This window comes from Amycolatopsis sp. NPDC021455 (assembly GCF_040640995.1).
Taxonomy (GTDB): domain Bacteria; phylum Actinomycetota; class Actinomycetes; order Mycobacteriales; family Pseudonocardiaceae; genus Amycolatopsis.
Window position 1 is genome coordinate 165719 of the sequence record NZ_JBFACT010000011.1, and the last position, 15642, is coordinate 181360.

Annotated in this window: 16 protein-coding genes and 1 pseudogene; 11 read left to right on the plus strand and 6 right to left on the minus strand. The window is 73.5% G+C overall.

All coding sequences use genetic code 11. The features are described from left to right. The first annotated feature begins 38 nt into the window (after nucleotides 1-38). A complete protein-coding gene (locus AB0G28_RS16910; protein WP_361089164.1) occupies nucleotides 39-596 on the plus strand; it encodes a hypothetical protein in 558 nt (185 codons plus the stop codon). Then, a complete protein-coding gene (locus AB0G28_RS16915; protein WP_361089165.1) occupies nucleotides 593-1093 on the plus strand; it encodes a YceI family protein in 501 nt (166 codons plus the stop codon). Before AB0G28_RS16910 ends, AB0G28_RS16915 begins: the two co-directional genes overlap by 4 nt. Here AB0G28_RS16915 and AB0G28_RS16920 read toward each other — a convergent pair. Continuing rightward, on the minus strand, nucleotides 1086-1733 hold the full coding sequence (locus AB0G28_RS16920) for a rhomboid family intramembrane serine protease (protein WP_361089167.1): 648 nt from the start codon (nucleotides 1731-1733) through the stop codon (nucleotides 1086-1088). The two genes, AB0G28_RS16915 and AB0G28_RS16920, sit on opposite strands and share 8 nt — an antisense overlap. 95 nt (nucleotides 1734-1828) lie before the next feature. On the opposite strand from AB0G28_RS16920, the gene folP reads away from it, so the two are divergent. Then, nucleotides 1829-2701, plus strand: a complete 873-nt coding sequence (folP, locus tag AB0G28_RS16925; RefSeq protein ID WP_361089169.1) for a dihydropteroate synthase — start codon at nucleotides 1829-1831, stop codon at nucleotides 2699-2701. A gap of 61 nt (nucleotides 2702-2762) precedes the next feature. On the opposite strand, the gene AB0G28_RS16930 is transcribed toward folP, so the two are convergent. Next, on the minus strand, nucleotides 2763-3830 hold the full coding sequence (locus tag AB0G28_RS16930) for a class I SAM-dependent methyltransferase (RefSeq protein ID WP_361089171.1): 1068 nt from the start codon (nucleotides 3828-3830) through the stop codon (nucleotides 2763-2765). 179 nt (nucleotides 3831-4009) lie between these two features. Between AB0G28_RS16930 and AB0G28_RS16935 the strand changes: the two genes are divergently transcribed. The 3 genes from AB0G28_RS16935 to AB0G28_RS16945 are packed head-to-tail and all read left to right on the plus strand — an operon-like array spanning nucleotide 4010 to nucleotide 6884. Then, on the plus strand, nucleotides 4010-5137 hold the full coding sequence (locus tag AB0G28_RS16935) for a hypothetical protein (protein WP_361089173.1): 1128 nt from the start codon (nucleotides 4010-4012) through the stop codon (nucleotides 5135-5137). Then, nucleotides 5134-6045 carry an ABC transporter ATP-binding protein gene (locus AB0G28_RS16940; RefSeq protein WP_361089175.1) on the plus strand — a complete coding sequence of 304 codons (912 nt, stop codon included), beginning with the start codon at nucleotides 5134-5136 and terminating at the stop codon, nucleotides 6043-6045. Before AB0G28_RS16935 ends, AB0G28_RS16940 begins: the two co-directional genes overlap by 4 nt. Next, the gene (locus AB0G28_RS16945) at nucleotides 6042-6884 is read left to right on the plus strand and encodes an ABC transporter permease (RefSeq protein ID WP_361089177.1); all 843 of its coding nucleotides are present in this window, start codon (nucleotides 6042-6044) and stop codon (nucleotides 6882-6884) included. Before AB0G28_RS16940 ends, AB0G28_RS16945 begins: the two co-directional genes overlap by 4 nt. Here the strand turns inward: AB0G28_RS16945 and AB0G28_RS16950 are convergent. Further along, nucleotides 6874-7680, minus strand: a complete 807-nt coding sequence (locus AB0G28_RS16950; RefSeq protein ID WP_361089179.1) for a lipase — start codon at nucleotides 7678-7680, stop codon at nucleotides 6874-6876. The two genes, AB0G28_RS16945 and AB0G28_RS16950, sit on opposite strands and share 11 nt — an antisense overlap. 343 nt (nucleotides 7681-8023) lie before the next feature. Continuing rightward, nucleotides 8024-8872, minus strand: a pseudogene (locus AB0G28_RS16955) (EamA family transporter); the annotation flags it as partial. A 74-nt stretch (nucleotides 8873-8946) separates the two neighbouring features. Here AB0G28_RS16955 and AB0G28_RS16960 point away from each other — a divergent pair. Next, nucleotides 8947-9444: a MarR family transcriptional regulator gene (locus AB0G28_RS16960; RefSeq protein ID WP_361089181.1), complete on the plus strand. Its 498-nt coding sequence runs from the start codon at nucleotides 8947-8949 to the stop codon at nucleotides 9442-9444. 108 nt (nucleotides 9445-9552) lie between these two features. On the opposite strand, the gene AB0G28_RS16965 is transcribed toward AB0G28_RS16960, so the two are convergent. Continuing rightward, nucleotides 9553-10497: an MBL fold metallo-hydrolase gene (locus AB0G28_RS16965; RefSeq protein WP_361089183.1), complete on the minus strand. Its 945-nt coding sequence runs from the start codon at nucleotides 10495-10497 to the stop codon at nucleotides 9553-9555. 371 nt (nucleotides 10498-10868) lie between these two features. Here AB0G28_RS16965 and AB0G28_RS16970 point away from each other — a divergent pair, with 371 nt between their 5' ends. From AB0G28_RS16970 to AB0G28_RS16985, 4 genes are read left to right on the plus strand one after another with little or no spacing between them, the layout of a single operon-like run. Then, nucleotides 10869-11357, plus strand: coding sequence for a PTS sugar transporter subunit IIB (locus AB0G28_RS16970; protein WP_361089185.1), 489 nt, complete (start codon nucleotides 10869-10871; stop codon nucleotides 11355-11357). A gap of 6 nt (nucleotides 11358-11363) precedes the next feature. Continuing rightward, nucleotides 11364-12989 (plus strand): PTS system mannose/fructose/sorbose family transporter subunit IID, encoded by a 1626-nt coding sequence (locus AB0G28_RS16975; RefSeq protein WP_361089187.1) that lies wholly within the window; start codon nucleotides 11364-11366, stop codon nucleotides 12987-12989. Between the two features lie 9 nt (nucleotides 12990-12998). Beyond that, complete coding sequence (locus AB0G28_RS16980) at nucleotides 12999-13397, plus strand: PTS mannose transporter subunit IIAB (RefSeq protein WP_361089189.1); 399 nt, start codon at nucleotides 12999-13001, stop codon at nucleotides 13395-13397. After that, nucleotides 13394-14710 carry a hypothetical protein gene (locus AB0G28_RS16985; RefSeq protein ID WP_361089191.1) on the plus strand — a complete coding sequence of 439 codons (1317 nt, stop codon included), beginning with the start codon at nucleotides 13394-13396 and terminating at the stop codon, nucleotides 14708-14710. The genes AB0G28_RS16980 and AB0G28_RS16985 overlap by 4 nt, the downstream gene beginning before the upstream one ends. Here AB0G28_RS16985 and AB0G28_RS16990 read toward each other — a convergent pair. Further along, complete coding sequence (locus AB0G28_RS16990; protein WP_361089193.1) at nucleotides 14707-15474, minus strand: GntR family transcriptional regulator; 768 nt, start codon at nucleotides 15472-15474, stop codon at nucleotides 14707-14709. The two genes, AB0G28_RS16985 and AB0G28_RS16990, sit on opposite strands and share 4 nt — an antisense overlap. Nucleotides 15475-15642: the final 168 nt, after the last annotated feature.

Here is a 15642-nt window from a genome sequence, read left to right on the forward strand (position 1 = left end):
GTGACTCCAACGCGTTGACCAGCGAAAGGAGCACCCCGATGCACGCCACGATCCACCAGTTCCGGAGTCCGCTCGGGACCCACGACCTCGGCGAAGGCGCCCTCGGCGCCGCCACGCTGACCCAGCTCGGCGGCCAGGCCGGTGCCGTCGTCACCTTCTGGCCCGACGCCGCGGCGGCGGAAGAGGCCGCGGCCCGGCGGCCCGCCGGGACCACCTGGCTCGACACCGGCGTCTACCGGGTCGCCGACGTGCACTCGGCGTCGGACGCGGCCGCCTACGCCCAGGTCACCTGGTTCGACGGCCCGCGCGGCGCCGACCAGTCGGCCGCCGAGCAGCGCGCGGGACGCGAGCGCATCTGGCCCGCCGTCCGGGACATCGAGGGCATCGGCACGACCTACGCCCTCCTCGCCGACGACCGGTCGCTGGTCGTCGTCGGGTTCACCGCGTCGCTGGCGACCATCGAAGCCGTCCAGGAGGCGATCATGGCCACCGAGCTGCTGCCCGGCGAGGACCCGGCGCTGCTGCCCGGCCCGGACCGGGTCGACCTGCACCGCGTGCTGCACGCGGCCCTGCCGGCGACGGCGGACGCGCGATGAGCCCGCACACCGCGGCCACGCTCCGCACCGGGACCTGGACCGTCCTCAGTGGACGGACGACGGCGGCCTTCGAGGTTCGCAACTTCGGCTTCAACCGGGTGCGCGGCACGATTCCCGTTCGTACGGGCGCTGTCGAGGTGCGCGACGGCGAGGTGACGGCCGTCCACGGGGAATTGGACCTCGGCGCGCTCGACACGCGGAACGAGCGCCGCGACGCCGACCTGCGCAAGCCCACTCTGCTGGACAGCGGCGCCCGTCCGGAGATGACGTTCGTGGCCGACGGCGTCAAGCGGCGCGACGGCGGCTGGGAAGTCACCGGCGAGCTGCGGCTGCGCGGGACGGCGTGCCCGCTGACCCTGACCGTCGTCCCGGACGGCACCCGCGTCCGCGCCACCGGGACGCTGGACCGCGCGCCGCTCGGCATGCGGGTGCCGCGCGCGGTGATCGGCCGGTACGTCCGGATCGACGTCGAGGCGGAGCTCGAGCCGCCTAGCTGAGGTCCTTGGGGAGCAGGGTGGTCGCCGCGTCGGGGGCGGCGACCGCCTTGGGCCGCCGGTCGCGGAAGATCCAGCCGCCGATGATGCCGCCGGCGAACCCGAACAGGTGGCCCTGCCAGCTGACCCGCTCGTCGGTCGGCAGCAGGGAGGCGAACGTGTAGGCGAAGCACAACGCCATCACGAGCCCGATCACGATGTCGATCGGGTGCCGGTCGAACAGCCCGCGCACGATGATGTAGCCGAAGTAGCCGAAGACCAGGCCGCTGGCGCCGACGGTGACCGAGTCCGACGGCGAGGTGAACCAGACGCCGAGGCCGCTCGCGACGATGATCAGCACGCTCACGCCGAGCCACTTCTTCACCCCGCGGTAGGCGGCGAGGAACCCGAAGACGAACAACGGCCCCGAGTTGGCCTCGATGTGCATCCAGTTGCCGTGCACGAACGGCGCGCTGAAGATCTCCGGCAGCGACGTGGGGTCGCGCGGCTGGATGCCGAACTCCGGGTTCAGGTCGTACCCGCCGACGGCGTTGACGACCTGCACGAGCCACATCACGGCCAGCAGGCCGACCATCACCCACAGGGCCTTCTTGGCCTCGGCGATCATCAGCTCGGCTTCGCTTCTGGCCGGTTCCTCGCTCATCTCTTCCCCCTGCTCGGTTCGCGCGCCCGAGGATAGCCGCCGGAGGGCCCGGACGCGGCGTTTCGGCACCAGCTGTGACCTGGCAGGGTGGGGACATGACGTCACACCGGCCGGAGGTGGTCTTCCGGGGCCGCCGCATGCCCGGCGACCGCGCCCTGGTCATGGCCATCGTCAACCGCACGCCGGACTCGTTCTACGACAAGGGCGCGACGTTCGCCCGGCAGGCGGCGCACGACGCCGTCGACAGCGCGGTGGAGGCGGGCGCCGACATCGTCGACATCGGCGGGGTCAAGGCGGGCGAGGGGCCCGAGGTCGACGTCGAGGAGGAGATCCGCCGGGTGGTGCCGTTCGTCGCCGAGGTGCGCGACCGCCACCCCGGGCTGGTCATCAGCGTCGACACCTGGCGCCACGAGGTCGGGCGGCAGGTCTGCGAAGCGGGCGCCGACCTGCTGAACGACACGTGGGCGGGCGCCGACCCGAAGCTCGTCGAGGTCGCCGCCGAGTTCGGCGCGGGCTACGTCTGCTCCCACGTCGGGGGCATGCCGGTCCGGACCGACCCGTACCCCGCGCCGACCCCGGACCGGCCCTTCTGGCCCCGCTACGACGACGTCGTCGCGGACGTCGTCGCCGAGCTGACCGCCGCGGCTTCGCGGACGGTCGCGGCCGGGGTCCCGCGCGGCGGCGTGCTCGTCGACCCGACCTTCGACTTCGGCAAGAGCACCCGGCACGGCCTCGAGCTGCTCCGGCACTTCGACCGGCTGGTGGCGACCGGCTGGCCGGTGCTGGTCGCGCTGTCGAACAAGGATCTCATCGGCGAGACCCTGGACGTCGAGGCCCAGGACCGCCTGGCGGGCACCCTCGCGGCGACGGCGATCGCGGCGCACGCCGGCGCCGCGGTCTTCCGCGCCCACAACGTCCGGGAGACCCGGGAAGCCGTCGAGGCCGTCGCGGGTCTCGGGATGTCCTGAACGACTCGTTCAGGACATCCGGCGACAGGAACGAGTCGTTCAGGACACCGGAAAGCGTCCACTATGGACTGAGCCGCCAGAGGGAAGTCACCTCGGCGGACCGGGCTCGGTGCAGCGGATCGGCCGGGTCGAGCGCGCGCGGATGGCGTGGCTGCGCTTCGGTCCGGTCGGCGACGCGCAGGCCCGCCGTCGCGATCCAGCCCAGCAACTCCGCGCGCGTGCGCAGGCCGAGGTGCTCGGCGAGGTCCGACAGCACCAGCCACGCCTCGCCGTCCGGGGTCAGGTGCCTGCGCGCCCGGTCCAGGAACCCACGCAGCATCCGGCTGCCCGGGTCGTACACCGCGTGGTCGAGCAGCGTGCGCGGCTTGCCCGGCAGCCACGGCGGGTTCGCGACCACCAGCGGCGCCCGGCCGGGCGGGAACAGGTCCGTGCGGACGACTTCGGTGCGCGCGCCGAAGCCCAGCCGGGTCAGGTTCTCGGTCGCGCAGGCCACCGCGCGGGGGTCGGAGTCCGTCGCCACCACCCGCGCGACCCCGCGGCGGGCGAGCACGGCGGCGAGCACACCGGTGCCGGTGCCGATGTCGAACGCCAGGTCCGTGCCGGGCAACGGCGTTTCCGCGACGAGGTCGACGTACTCCTGCCGCAGCGGCGCGAACACGCCGTAGTGCGGGTGGATCCGCGCGCCGAGGGCCGGGACGGCGATGCCCCGGCGCCGCCATTCGGCGGCACCGAGCACGCCGAGCAGTTCCCGCAGCGGCACCGCCGCCGGGACGTCCAGGGGGCCGTAGACCGCGGCGCACGCCTCGCGGACGTCCGGGGCCCGGCGCAGCGGGACGACGTGTCCCGGGTCCAGCGGCACGTACAGCAGGGAGAGCAGTCGCGCCCGGCGGGCCCGGTCGGCGCGGTAGCGGGAGTAGTCGTCCGGCGGGGGCGGCGGGATCCGCCGGTTCACGGCGTCGAGCAGGTGCCGCGCGGCCGGGTAGCCGCCGCGCCACAGGAGGGCGGTCCCCGACGACATCGTGCGGAAAGCCGCGTCGGCCGAAAGCCGGTCGTCGGCGACGACGGCGTGGCGCGGCGGCGGGGTGAACAGCCGGCGATCGGGTTCGCCGGGCAGGACGAGAAAAGCCACGGGTGAAGGGTTTCCGTTCTTGCTGCGGGCACGACGAAGAACCCGCGAGAGGTGCGGGGTGTGCGAAGGACCGGAGCGGGAACTAGCTCAGGACAGCGGCATGAACGGGCGTCGTCACCCTTCGACCATAGCCCGGGCGTGGGTTCCATGGCGTACAAAGGACGATGAGGTGATGCCGGATGACGCCCTCGGTGGTACGGCACGAGAAGCGGCGCCGGTGGGCGGTCGCCGCCGCCGTGGCCGCGGTGCTCGTGTCCGCGCCTTCGGTCGTCGCCGCGCTGGCCCCGGCCGGGGAGACCGTCGACCCGGCCCGGTTGCGCGCCCTCGTCCTGGATTCCACCGCGCGGCCGTACCAGGGTTACGCCGAAAGCACCGGTTCCCTGGCCCTGCCGGAGCTGCCGAACCTCGCCGCCGTCACCGCGCTCTTCTCCATGAAGACGCCGATGCGCGCGTGGTACGCCGGGCCCGACCGCTACCGCGTCGACATCCTCGGCACCGCCGGCGAGCACGACGTCTACCGGCTGCCCGACGGCGAATACACGTGGGACTACGGCGACAACACGCTGACCGAGCTGATCGGCGAACCGGCCGTGCGGCTTCCGCGCGCCGGGGACCTGCTGCCGCCCGAGCTCGCCCGGCGCCTCCTCCGGGCCGCCGGGAACGACCCGGTGAGCGCGCTGCCCGGGCGGAACGTCGCCGGCGTCGCCGCGTCCGGGCTCCGGCTCGTCCCCGCCGACCCGGACACGACGATCGGGCAGGTCGACGTCTGGGCGGACCCGGCGACCGGCGTGGCCGTGCGGGTCGAGCTGACCGCGCGCGGGCAGCGGGCGCCGATCCTCGTCAGCGAGTTCCGGGAGCTGGCGCAGACGACGCCGGTCGTCGAGGCGCCGCGGCCCGTACTCGGGTCCGGGTTCACCGTGGCGAGCGCCCCGGACGTCACCGATGTGCTCGGCGCGGTGGGCGAGGTGCCGTTGCCGGCCAGGCTCGCCGGCCGCCCGGTGACGTCGTCGAGCTTCGGCGGGATCGAGGGCGCCGCGCTCTACGGCTCCGGGCTCGCGTCGTTCGCCGTGATCGCCGTGCCCCGGACGGTCGCCGCGGCGGCGGGTGACGCCGCGGGCAAGGCCGGCGGGGTGCAGGTCAAGCTGGCCGCCGGCACCGTCGTGCAGCTGTCGATCACGCCGCTGTCCCTGGGCATCGTCCGCTCGGCCGTCTCCCGCCGCTCGTACCTGCTGGCCGGGACGGTGACCCCGAATGTCCTGAAGTCCGTGGCCGACGAGCTGTCCCGGCTGCGCCGGAGCGGCCGATGATCGTCACGCGCGCGCTGACCAAGCGGTACGGCACCACGGTGGCCGTCGACGCGGTCGACCTCGACGTCCGCGAAGGCGACCGCTACGGCTTTCTCGGCCCGAACGGCTCGGGCAAGACCACCCTGGTCCGGATGCTGCTCGGCCTGGTCTACGCGACCACCGGCGAGATCGAGGTGCTCGGGAAACCGGTGCCGAAACGGGTCGCCGAAGTGCTGCCCGAAGTCGGCGCCCTCGTCGAGGGCCCGGCCGCGTACCCGCACCTGTCCGGACGGCGGAACCTGGCGCTGCTCGACGCCGCCGGGCGCGGCGGCGGGCGGCGCACGCGACGGCGTCGCGTCGACGAAGCCCTCGAGCAGGTCGGGCTCGGCGGGGTCGACCAGCGGCCGGTGAAGGCGTACTCGCTCGGCATGCGGCAACGGCTCGGGCTCGCCGGCGCGCTGCTGCGGCGGCCGCGGCTGCTGATCCTCGACGAGCCGACCAACGGCCTCGACCCGCAGGGCATCAAGGAGATCCGGGAGCTGCTGGTGGAGCTGAACGCGGGCGGCACCACCGTGTTCCTGTCCAGTCACCTGCTGGCCGAGGTGGAGCAGCTGTGCACGCGCGTCGGCGTCGTCGACCGGGGACGGCTGGTGCTCCAGGAGAACCTGGCCACGCTGCGGGCGGCGACCGGCCGGGTCCTGGTCGGCACGCCGGACGCGGCCGCCGCGGCCGCCGTCCTCGACGGGCAGCTCGAGGCCCGCGACGGCGACCGGCTGGTCATCCGGCACGGTGACCCGGCCGCGCTCAACGCGTTGCTCGTCGGGGCCGGGGTGCGCGTGACGTCCATCCACGCCGAGCAGCGGACGCTGGAACAGGTCGTGCTCGACGTGACGGGTCCGGGCTCGGACCGGTTCGGGGAGGCCGGATGATCGGCGTCGAACTGCGGAAGCTCGCGCTGCGGCCGCGGGTGTGGGTCAGCGTGCTGCTGCTGTGCCTGCTGCCCGCGATCGTCGGCGTCTTCCTGGCGACGGCCGACTTCGCGCCGCCGCCGGGGCAGGGCGGGGCGTTCCTGTCGGCGGTGGTGAACGACGGCGCGCTGTACCCGGCCGCCGCGCTCGCGCTCGTGCTGCCGCTGTTCCTGCCGATCGCGGTCGCGGTCGTCGCGGGCGACGCGATCGCGGGCGAGGCCGCCGGCGGGACGCTGCGGTATCTGCTGGTCCGCCCGGTCGGCCGGACGCGGTTGCTGGGCGCGAAGATGGTGTCGCTGGCCGTCTACGTGACCGCGGCGATCGTCATCGTCGTGCTGACTTCGCTGGTGCTCGGGGTGTTCCTGTTCGGTACCGGCGGCACCCCGGGCGTCGCCGGCCCGGGCGGGCAGCCGGCCGGCGTGACGTCGTTGTCGGGGCAGTCGCTCAGCTCGTCGGCGCTCGGCCTGCGGCTGCTGGGCGCGGTGACCTACATCGTGGTGTCGATGCTGGGGTTCGCCGCGATCACCGTGTTCCTCTCGACGGTGACGGACTCCGCGCTCGGGGCCGCCCTGGGCGGCCTGGCCGTCCTGATCACCAGCTCGGTGCTGGAGGCGCTCGACGCGGCCGCGTCCGTGAAGCCCTACCTGCCGACGCACTACTGGCTGTCGTGGATCGACTTCTTCCGCGATCCGGTGCTGTGGCACAACATCGACCACGGACTGCTGCTGCAGGGCGGCTACATCGTGGTGTTCTTCGGGGCGGCGTGGGCGAACTTCGCGACGAAGGACGTCACGAGCTGAGGCAGTCCGTGGGCACTTCGAGCGGGCTGGTGCCGAGGGCCTGGAGGACGAGCTCGGTGACGGCCGGATCCGTGGGCAGGTCGCCGTGGGCGGCCTGGTTGCCCGGGCAGACCTGCTGCAGGGCGACGTTGACGGCGCCGTCGAGCCGGGCGGAGTCCGGCGGGGTGACGGTCTCGTCCCGCTCGGTCCAGATCGACAGCCAGGGCAGCGTCGGCGGGATCGGCTCCTTCGCCAGCTCCTGCAGGAGGCTGCTGCCCGGCGCGAGCTGGACGCACGCGGCGGGGCAGGCGCCGGGGACGAGCGCGCCGCCCGCCGCGGCCAGCCCGGTGCCGTGCATCGGCGCGCCGAGCGTCACGACCCGGCGGGCCTGGTGCGCGCCGCCCTCGCGGCTGACCCACAGCCGGGCCACGACCCCGCCCGCGGAGTACCCGACGACGTCGACCGAAGGCGCCCCCTGCTCGTAGGCCTTCTCGACGGCGGCGGCCAGGACGGCGGCCTGTTCCACCAGGTCACCGGTGCCGTCGCCGGCCAGGGTGAGCACCTCGGCGGTGCGGCCGGTGGCCTGGCGGATGCGCGCGGCGAGCTCGTCGAGCGCCCCTTGCCCGCCGCCGTAGCCGGGCACGAGCAGCACCGGGCCGGGCCGGTTCTGGTCGGGCGTCCCGGCCTCGGGCGCGGCGTTCGTCCCCGCCGCGGCGGCGGCGATCGCGACGAGCCCGGCCACCGCGGCGACGGCGACGCCGCTCAGCATCAGCCGCCGCCGCGGGCTGAGCCCGCCCCACCAGGCCGTGATCCGCACGGTTCCATGATGACCCGCGCGACGTCACACCGGCGTGACTGAACCCGGAACTCGCGGGTTACGGCTGCGATCACGGGGACTCCGCCGATCCGGTGAGCCGCTGAACCGGGTGTGCGGTGGGTGGCGTGTGCCCGGTGGGAGTGGTGAGAGGGAATCGGGGTGAGCCGATCATGCGCGTGCGGACCGCGGTGCTCGTCGTGCCGGTGCTCGTGGTGGAGCTGGTCGCCTGCGGGCAGCCGGTGGTGGAGGTGAGGGGCCGGGCGGAGCCCGTTCCGGCGAGTACCGGCGTGCCCGCGTGCGCGTGGCTGGGGGATACGCCGGTGGGGAAGGGCTGAGCCGGAGCTGGGCGCCGCTGGGCGAACACCACGGCGGCGAGCACGATCGCCGCGCCCAGCAGCTGCCACGCCGTCAGCCGCTGGCCGAGCACCAGCCAGCCCAGCAGCGTCGCGACGAGCGGGCTCAGCAGGCCGAGGAACGTCACGTGCGTCGCGGCCAGCGCGCGGATCCCGCGGAACCACAGGGCGTACGCCAGCGCGGTGCCGATCAGCGCGAGGTAGCCGTAGCCCGCCAGGTTCGCGCCGGACAGCGTCGACGGCGGAGCGCCTTCGACGGCCAGGGCGACCGGCACCAGCACCAGCCCGCCCGCGACGAGCTGCCAGCCGGTCGTCGCCAGCAGTGGCGCCGGGGACGTCCAGCGCTTGCTCAGCACGACGCCGGTGGCCATCACGACCGCGCCGCCGGCCGCGGCGGCGACACCGAGCGCGTCGAGGCGGGCGCTGGACTGCAGGACCAGCAGGCTGACCCCCAGCACGCCCGCGACGCCGGCGAGCACGGTCCGGCGGGTCAGGCGCTCGCCGAGGAGACCGGTGGACAGGCCCGCGACGATCAGCGGCTGCAGCGCGCCGAGGGTCGCGGCGACGCCGCCGGGCAGCCGGTAGGCGGCGACGAACAGCAGGGCCAGGAAGGCGCCGATGTTGAGGGTGCCGAGCACGAGCGAGCGCCACCACCAGTCGCCCTTCGGCAGGCGGTGGGTGAGCGCGACCAGCAGCAGCCCGGCGGGCAGGGCCCGGATGACCGCGGCGAGCAGCGGACGGCCGGGCGGCAGGAACTCGGTCGTGACGAGGTAGGTGGTGCCCCAGATCGCGGGAGCGAGCGCGGTCACCAGGACGAGGGTGAGTCGTTTGCTTAGCACTAAGACAGATTACCTCAGCGCTAAGCTAAATGGTAATGCTCACTTACCGCTAAGACATCCGTTACGCTGAGGCCATGGCCGACCACGTGGACCGGGTCCTGGAGCAGTGGCATGCCGAGCGTCCCGACCTCGACGTATCCCCCATGGGGGTGATTGGCCGGCTGAGCCGGCTGAGCGCGCTGGTCGACGCGGAGCTGCGCCGGACGTTCGCCCGCCACGGCCTGGACCGCTCGAGCTTCGACGTGCTCGCGACCCTGCGCCGCAGCGGGCCGCCCTACCGGCTGACCCCGACCGAGCTGATGCGCTCGGCCATGGTCACGTCCGGGGCCGTCACCCAGCGGCTCGACAAGCTGGAGGCCCGCGGCCTCGTCAAGCGCACCCCGGACGAGGCGGACGGCCGCGGGGTGCGCGTCGAGCTGACCGACGCCGGCGGCGAGCTGATCGACCGCGTCCTGCCCGACCACGTGGAAACCGAGCACCGCATCCTGGCCGCGCTGGGGGCCGGCGAGCGCGACGAACTGGCCGCGACGCTGCGGACGCTGCTGGAAAGCCTGGGCGGCGCGGGCTCCTGACAAGCGCCCCAATGTGGCGTTGGTTGCGTTCAACGCACCCAATGTGGCGTTCGGTGCGTTGGACGCACCGAACGCCACATTGGGGCGTTTGGGGCGCGGGGAGCCGGGCTAGGAGATCCGGCGGACCGGTTCGCCGTCCAGCAGGTAGTCGAGGTCGATGCGGCCGCCAGCGGCCGCGAGCACCGCGTCGATCGCGAGGTCGACGTCGAGCTTGCGGCCGTGCTGGTCGGCGTAGGCGCGCATCAGGTTGCCGACGTGCCGTTCCGGGTTGCGCCACCCCGGCCACCGCAGCGACGCCTGCTTCGCCAGCTTCGTGAAGTCGGACTGACGCGCCGTCGCCTCCAGCAGCCACTCCAGGTAGACGCGCATCGCGTGGAAGGCGGTGTGGCCCGGGGTCGCCACCGGGCCGTGGCCGGGCACCACGGTGCGCGGCCGGAACGTGTCCTGGAGCCAGCCGAGCGCGTCGAGCCAGCCGGGGATCGAGCCGTGCACCGCCATCGGCGTGCTGCCGATGAACACCAGGTCGCCGGTGAACAGCGTGCCCGAACGCGGCTCGTGCACCACCAGGTCGCCCGCCGTGTGCGCGACGCCCGGCACGGCCACCACGTCGGCGGCCGCGCCGCCCAGGTCCAGCCGCTGCCAGCCGGTCACCGGGCGCACCGCGTCCGGCTCCGGTGGCTCCAGCACGCCCCACCGGGTGCAGGTGAAGACGTTGCCGTAGGTCTGCGGCCCCGCCTTGACCAGCTCGACGCTGTCCCGCGCGGCCAGTGCCGTCCCGCCGCCGCGCAGGGCGACGCCCAGGCCGTTGTGGCGCTCGCCGTGCGCGTGGGTGATGACGACCGTGAGCTCCACGTCGCCCGCGTACTTGCGGACGTCGCGCAGCAGTTCCAGCGTCGCCTGCTCGGTGCCGCAGGTGTCGATCAGCGCGACGCCGTCGGTGCCCTGGATCCAGCCGCTGTTCCCGACGAACCACTCGGCCGGGCTCTTCACGTACGCCACCACTCCCGGGCGCGCGTGCCGGAGCGGGACGATGTTCGATCTGACGGCCGGCATGGTGTTGTCCTCCCCTGAAGTGACGAAGCGGTTAACGACGACGGCCAGGCCGGGTTGCGCACTTTCGTGAGGAAAGTTCGAGCGCGGGTGATCCGTTCAAATTTCGATCGGTTGAACGGTCGAGAATTTTCCCGGCCCTATCTCCGGTATGGGTCTTGACAGTCGATCTCGACCGTCCATACTGGTATATACCTTTATGGGAGGGTCCGGGAATCAACTGAGGGGGGCTTCGCGCTCGCGGGCCGACGGCAGGTCTGAGGGGTCCTACCGTCGGCCGCGCGAAGCCGCTGGCCCGGATGCCGGTCACGGGCAGTGTTGACACAGATACTGGTACGAACCAGTATGTCTCCTTGCCGGCCGGGAGGAGACACATGGCGGGGGCACACGTCCGGATCGACAACCGGCTCATCCACGGTCAGGTCACCGTCGCGTGGACGCGGCGGCTCGGCGTACGCCGGCTGCTGGTCTGCAACGACGACGTGGCCGCCGACGACCTGCAGCGGATGCTGCTCCCGCAGGCCGCCCGCGGCCTGCCGACCGACGTGCTGTCGGTCGCCGACGCACTCGCTGACCTCCTCGCCGCGCCCGCCGCCCCGGGCGTCATGATCATCGCGCAGCACCCCGAGGACGCTTTCCGCCTCGTCGAGGGCGGGCTGCGGCCCGAGGTCGTCAACGTCGGCAACGTCGCGCCGCGGCCCGGCGCCCCGTTCACCATGGTCACTCGCTCGATCGCGGTCACCGCGGACGAGGCCGACGCCTACCGGAAGCTCGCCGCCACCGGCATCCCGCTGGTCACCCAACTGATGCCGCAGGACAAGCCGACCGAATTCGTCCCGCTGCTCGACCGGAAAGGGCTCTAGCCCCGCATGCTCGTCGCGCTGGCCCTGACCATCTGGGCGATCTACTGCACCTACGACGGCCTCGGGCCGTTCCTCATCTACGCCCAGCGCCCGCTGATCGCCGGCTCGGTGGCCGGGCTGATCGTCGGCCACCCGCTGCTCGGCCTGCTGATCGGCGCGACGCTGGAGCTGGCGGCGCTGGGCGTCTACACCTACGGCGGCGCGACGATCCCGGACTACCAGACCGGCGCGATCGTGGGCACCGCGCTGGCCGCGGGCGCCGCCGGCGACGTGTCCGCGCAGGCCGCGATCGGGATCGGTGTCGGGCTGCCGGCGGCGATCCTGCTGTCCGCATTGGACCCGGTCGGCAAGATGGTCACCACCGCCCTGGTGCACCGGGCCGACGGCTACGCCGCCGACGGCAACGCGCGCGGCCTCGCGCTGATCCACTGGGTCAGCCTGGTCCCGTGGGTCGCGGTGCGCGCGATCCCGACGTTCCTCGCCGCGCTCGCCGCGTCCGGCGGGCTGGTCAAGGACATCACCGCGAGCATCCCCGCGGGGTTCGTGCAGGGCATGACGCTGGCCGGGTCGCTGCTGCCCGCGGTGGGTTTCGCCCTGCTGCTCGGCATGATGGAGCTGTCGCGGTACTGGTACCTGCTGCTGATCGGGTTCGTCGGGTACGCCTACCTCAAGCTGCCGGTGCTGGGGATCGCGCTCGTCGGCGTCGCGGTCGCGATGCTGTTCGTGACGTTCAAGCGCGACGAGCCCGTGCTCGCGGTGCCCGAGGCCGAGGAGGCCGCCGAGGAAAAGTCCGCCGCCGACCCCCGGCTGACCAAACAGGACCTGCGCCGCGCGTTCCGCCGGTACTTCTGGTCGAGCCAGATCTCCTGGAACTACGAACGGATGCAGGCGCTCGGGTTCGCGTACTCGATGGAACCGGTGCTGCGCCGGCTCTACCCGGACAAGGCCGACTACACCGCCGGGCTGCAGCGGCACATGCAGTTCTTCAACACGTCGGTGCTGGTCGGCGGCCCGCTGATCCTCGGCTCCACGGTCGCGCTGGAAGAGGCGGGCACGCCGAAGTCGGCCGCGAGCACCAAGGTCGCGCTGATGGGGCCCATGGCCGGCATCGGCGACACCGTCGTCTTCGCGCTGTACAACAGCATCATCTTCACCATGGGCGCGTCGTGGGCGCTGCAGGGCAACTGGCTCGGCCCGGCGTTCGCCGCCGTCATGGTGCTCGTGCCGTACGCGCTGGTGCGGCGCTGGCAGTTCGTGTTCGCCTACCGCGAAGGCAAGCGGCTGGCCGGGCACCTCGCCGCCGGCGCGCTCGCCCGCGTCGCGCAGGGCGCGACCGTGCTCGGATTCGTCGTGCTCGGCGGGTTCATCCCGTCGATCGTCAAGGTGGTCACCACGCTGACCTACCGGCAGACCACCACGGTCCAGGGGAAGCCGGTGACGCAGTCGGTCGCGATCCAGGACCGGCTCGACGAGCTGCTCCCGTTCCTGCTCCCGGTGCTCGTCACCGCCGGGGTCTACCTGCTGACGGTCAAGGCGCGGCTGCGGCCGGTCTGGGTCATCGGCATCGTCGTCGTCGCCGGGGTCATCCTGGGGTGGCTCGGCTGGTTCGCGCCTGCCCCGGCGAAGAGTTAGGAGTCCGCCATGTCCGTCCCTGTCATCCTCGCCGGGCACGGCCGCCTGCCCTCCGGCGTGGGGGAGGCCGCCGAGATGATCCTCGGCCCGCAAGCGCGGCTGAAGGTCTGCGAGCTGAGCCCGCACGACAGCGCGGACGAGTTCGGGGCACGGGTGCTGGCCCTGGCCGGCGACGCCGCCGAGGTGCTCGTCCTCGCCGACCTGCACGGCGGCTCGCCGTTCAACACCGTCCGCGCGCTGGCCGCCGCGTCCGCCACGCGCCCGCGCCTGGAGCTGGTGTCGGGGCTGAACCTGCCGATGCTGCTGGAAGTCCTGCTGCACACCACCGGCGACGTCACCGAGCTGGCCGGGGTGGCTCGCGCCGCCGGCCGCGACGGCGTCGTCGACGTCCTGGAATCGACCTGGTGACCGCCGCGCTGATGCTCGCCGCGCAGGACGTCCGGATCACGCCGGGACCCGGGCACCCGCTCGGCGGCTACCTGGCCCGGCACGGCGTCGCGACCGGTACGCACGACGACCTCGAGGCGTCGCTGATCTGGCTGTCCACCGAGGACGATCCCGGCGTGCTGTGGGTGGCCCTGGACGCGCTGGCGGTCGACGCCGGCCTCACCAGCACCCTGGCCGACGCCGTCGCCGCGGCGGTGGGCATCGGTCCGGAGCGGGTGCTCGTCTGCGCGTCGCACACGCATTCCGGCCCCGAGGGCTGGACCGGGCCGCTGCACCCCGGGCTGCCGGGGCAGCGCGACCCGGGGCTGGTCGGCCGCATGGCGGAGAAGGTCACCGGCGCCGCGCTGCGGCTGCGGGCCTGCCGTGGGCGGGTGCGCGCCCGCTGGCACGCGGGTTCGACCGAAGCCGTCGGCAGCAACCGCTACCGGCCGGACGGGCCGCACGACACGTCGTTCGGGGTGCTCGAACTGCGCCGCGACGACGGCTCCCCGGCGGCGCTGCTGTTCGACTACGCCAGCCACCCCACGGTGCTCGGCCCCGACAACCTCACCTGGTCGGCGGACTGGCCGGGCGCGACGCGCCGCGAGCTGGCCACGCTGGTCGGGCAGCCGGTCGCGGCGTTCCTGCAGGGCGCGGCGGGGGACGCCAGCTCCCGGTTCGTGCGGCGCGGCCGCAACCACGAGGAGGTCCGCACGCTCGGCGGCCGGCTGGCGACGTCGATCGCCCGCACCCTCGCCGCGGCGGGGGCCCCGTCGTCCCCGTCGGCGACCGGTCCGGTCCGGGTGACCCGCTCCACGCTGCACCTGCCCTACCGGGACGTGCCGTCCCTGGAGGACAGCGTGGAACTGCGGGAGGCGGCCGAGGCGGAGTGGCAGCGCGAGCTGGCCGGCCACGGCGAGGACCACCCGGCCGTCCGGATCGCGCAGACGCGGTACGAAGGGTGCGCGATGCTGGCGGTGATGGCGGCCAGCAACCCGCCCACCGGCTGCGCCGAAGTGCCGGTCACGGTGGTGTCGCTGGGGGAGATCGCCTGGCTGCACACGCCGTTCGAGCTGTTCGCGTCACTGGGGCTGCGGATCCGGCAGGGCAGCCCGTTCCGGCACACGCGGGTGATCGGCTACACCGACGGCTACCTGGGGTACCTGCCGGACGCCGAGGGGCATCGGGACGGCATTTACGAGGCTTACGTGACGCTGTTCCGCCCCGAGGCCGCGGACGTGCTGGTGGAGCACTGCCTGAGACAGCTGCGGGCCCACCACCTCGGCCGCTGTTAAGCCGGGCTGCGGCGGGCCTGGGTGAAGACCGTGTAGCGGTCCGCGCGGTAGAGCGACCGGCCCGCTTCGATGACGCCTCCGCTCTGGTCGTGCAGCGTGCCTTCGATGATCAGGCACGGCTGGGTGGCTTCGATGCCGAGCAGGGCGGCGTCGCCCGAGTTGGGCAGCACCGCGGAAATCGCCGTGTCGTTCCACTCCGCGCGGACGCCCCAGCGTTCCTCGATCGTGCGGTGCAGGGACTCGGTCGCCCAGTCGAACAGCTCGATGCCGGGGAACCGGTCGACGGACAGGTTGGTGCGCTCGACCGCGAACGGCTCGTCCTCGACGAAGCGCAGCCGTTCCAGGCGGAACACCGGCGCGCCCGGGGGCACGTTCAGCCGGCCGGCGATGCGCGGGCCCGCGCTCTCCACCTCCGCGTGCAGCACCTTCGTCTTCGGCACCACGCCGCGGGCCTGCATGTCCTCGGTGAACGAGGTCAGCATGTCGATGTGCGCCGCCTGGCGTTCGGCGGTGAACGTCGCGGTGCCGTGCTGGCGGTACAGGACACCGTCCGCGACGAGCCGGTTGATCTCCTGCCGCACCGTGCCGCGGGCGACCCCGAAGTGCTCGGCGAGGAACCGTTCCGACGGCATCAGCCTGCCGGGACCCGCCTCCGTCGCGACGCTCTCCAGGATCTCGCGGAGCTGGTCACCCTTCGGCCGCCCCGGCTGCAGCGCGTCCGGGAGGCGCAGATCGCTCGCGGGAACGTGTTTCGGACGGGGCATGACTTCAGTATGTCGCGCCGGTGGTACGCGGTGACACCCGCCGGTGGCTCAACCCATGGCGCCGGGATGCGCCCCAATGTGGCGTTGGTTGCGTCCAACGCACCCAATGTGGCGGTGGGGGGGGGGGACGGCCACCCCGACACAAAGGGGGTGGGGGGGCGCCCCCCC

Excerpts from the sequence above, each read along its gene's own strand:
- AB0G28_RS16910 (WP_361089164.1), top strand. The coding sequence starts at position 39 with ATGCACGCCACGATCCACCAGTTCCGGAGTCCGCTCGGGACCCACGAC.
- AB0G28_RS16915 (WP_361089165.1), top strand. The coding sequence starts at position 593 with ATGAGCCCGCACACCGCGGCCACGCTCCGCACCGGGACCTGGACCGTC.
- AB0G28_RS16920 (WP_361089167.1), bottom strand. The coding sequence starts at position 1,733 with ATGAGCGAGGAACCGGCCAGAAGCGAAGCCGAGCTGATGATCGCCGAG.
- folP (WP_361089169.1), top strand. The coding sequence starts at position 1,829 with ATGACGTCACACCGGCCGGAGGTGGTCTTCCGGGGCCGCCGCATGCCC.
- AB0G28_RS16935 (WP_361089173.1), top strand. The coding sequence starts at position 4,010 with ATGACGCCCTCGGTGGTACGGCACGAGAAGCGGCGCCGGTGGGCGGTC.
- AB0G28_RS16940 (WP_361089175.1), top strand. The coding sequence starts at position 5,134 with ATGATCGTCACGCGCGCGCTGACCAAGCGGTACGGCACCACGGTGGCC.
- AB0G28_RS16945 (WP_361089177.1), top strand. The coding sequence starts at position 6,042 with ATGATCGGCGTCGAACTGCGGAAGCTCGCGCTGCGGCCGCGGGTGTGG.
- AB0G28_RS16960 (WP_361089181.1), top strand. The coding sequence starts at position 8,947 with ATGGCCGACCACGTGGACCGGGTCCTGGAGCAGTGGCATGCCGAGCGT.
- AB0G28_RS16965 (WP_361089183.1), bottom strand. The coding sequence starts at position 10,497 with ATGCCGGCCGTCAGATCGAACATCGTCCCGCTCCGGCACGCGCGCCCG.
- AB0G28_RS16970 (WP_361089185.1), top strand. The coding sequence starts at position 10,869 with ATGGCGGGGGCACACGTCCGGATCGACAACCGGCTCATCCACGGTCAG.
- AB0G28_RS16975 (WP_361089187.1), top strand. The coding sequence starts at position 11,364 with ATGCTCGTCGCGCTGGCCCTGACCATCTGGGCGATCTACTGCACCTAC.
- AB0G28_RS16980 (WP_361089189.1), top strand. The coding sequence starts at position 12,999 with ATGTCCGTCCCTGTCATCCTCGCCGGGCACGGCCGCCTGCCCTCCGGC.
- AB0G28_RS16990 (WP_361089193.1), bottom strand. The coding sequence starts at position 15,474 with ATGCCCCGTCCGAAACACGTTCCCGCGAGCGATCTGCGCCTCCCGGAC.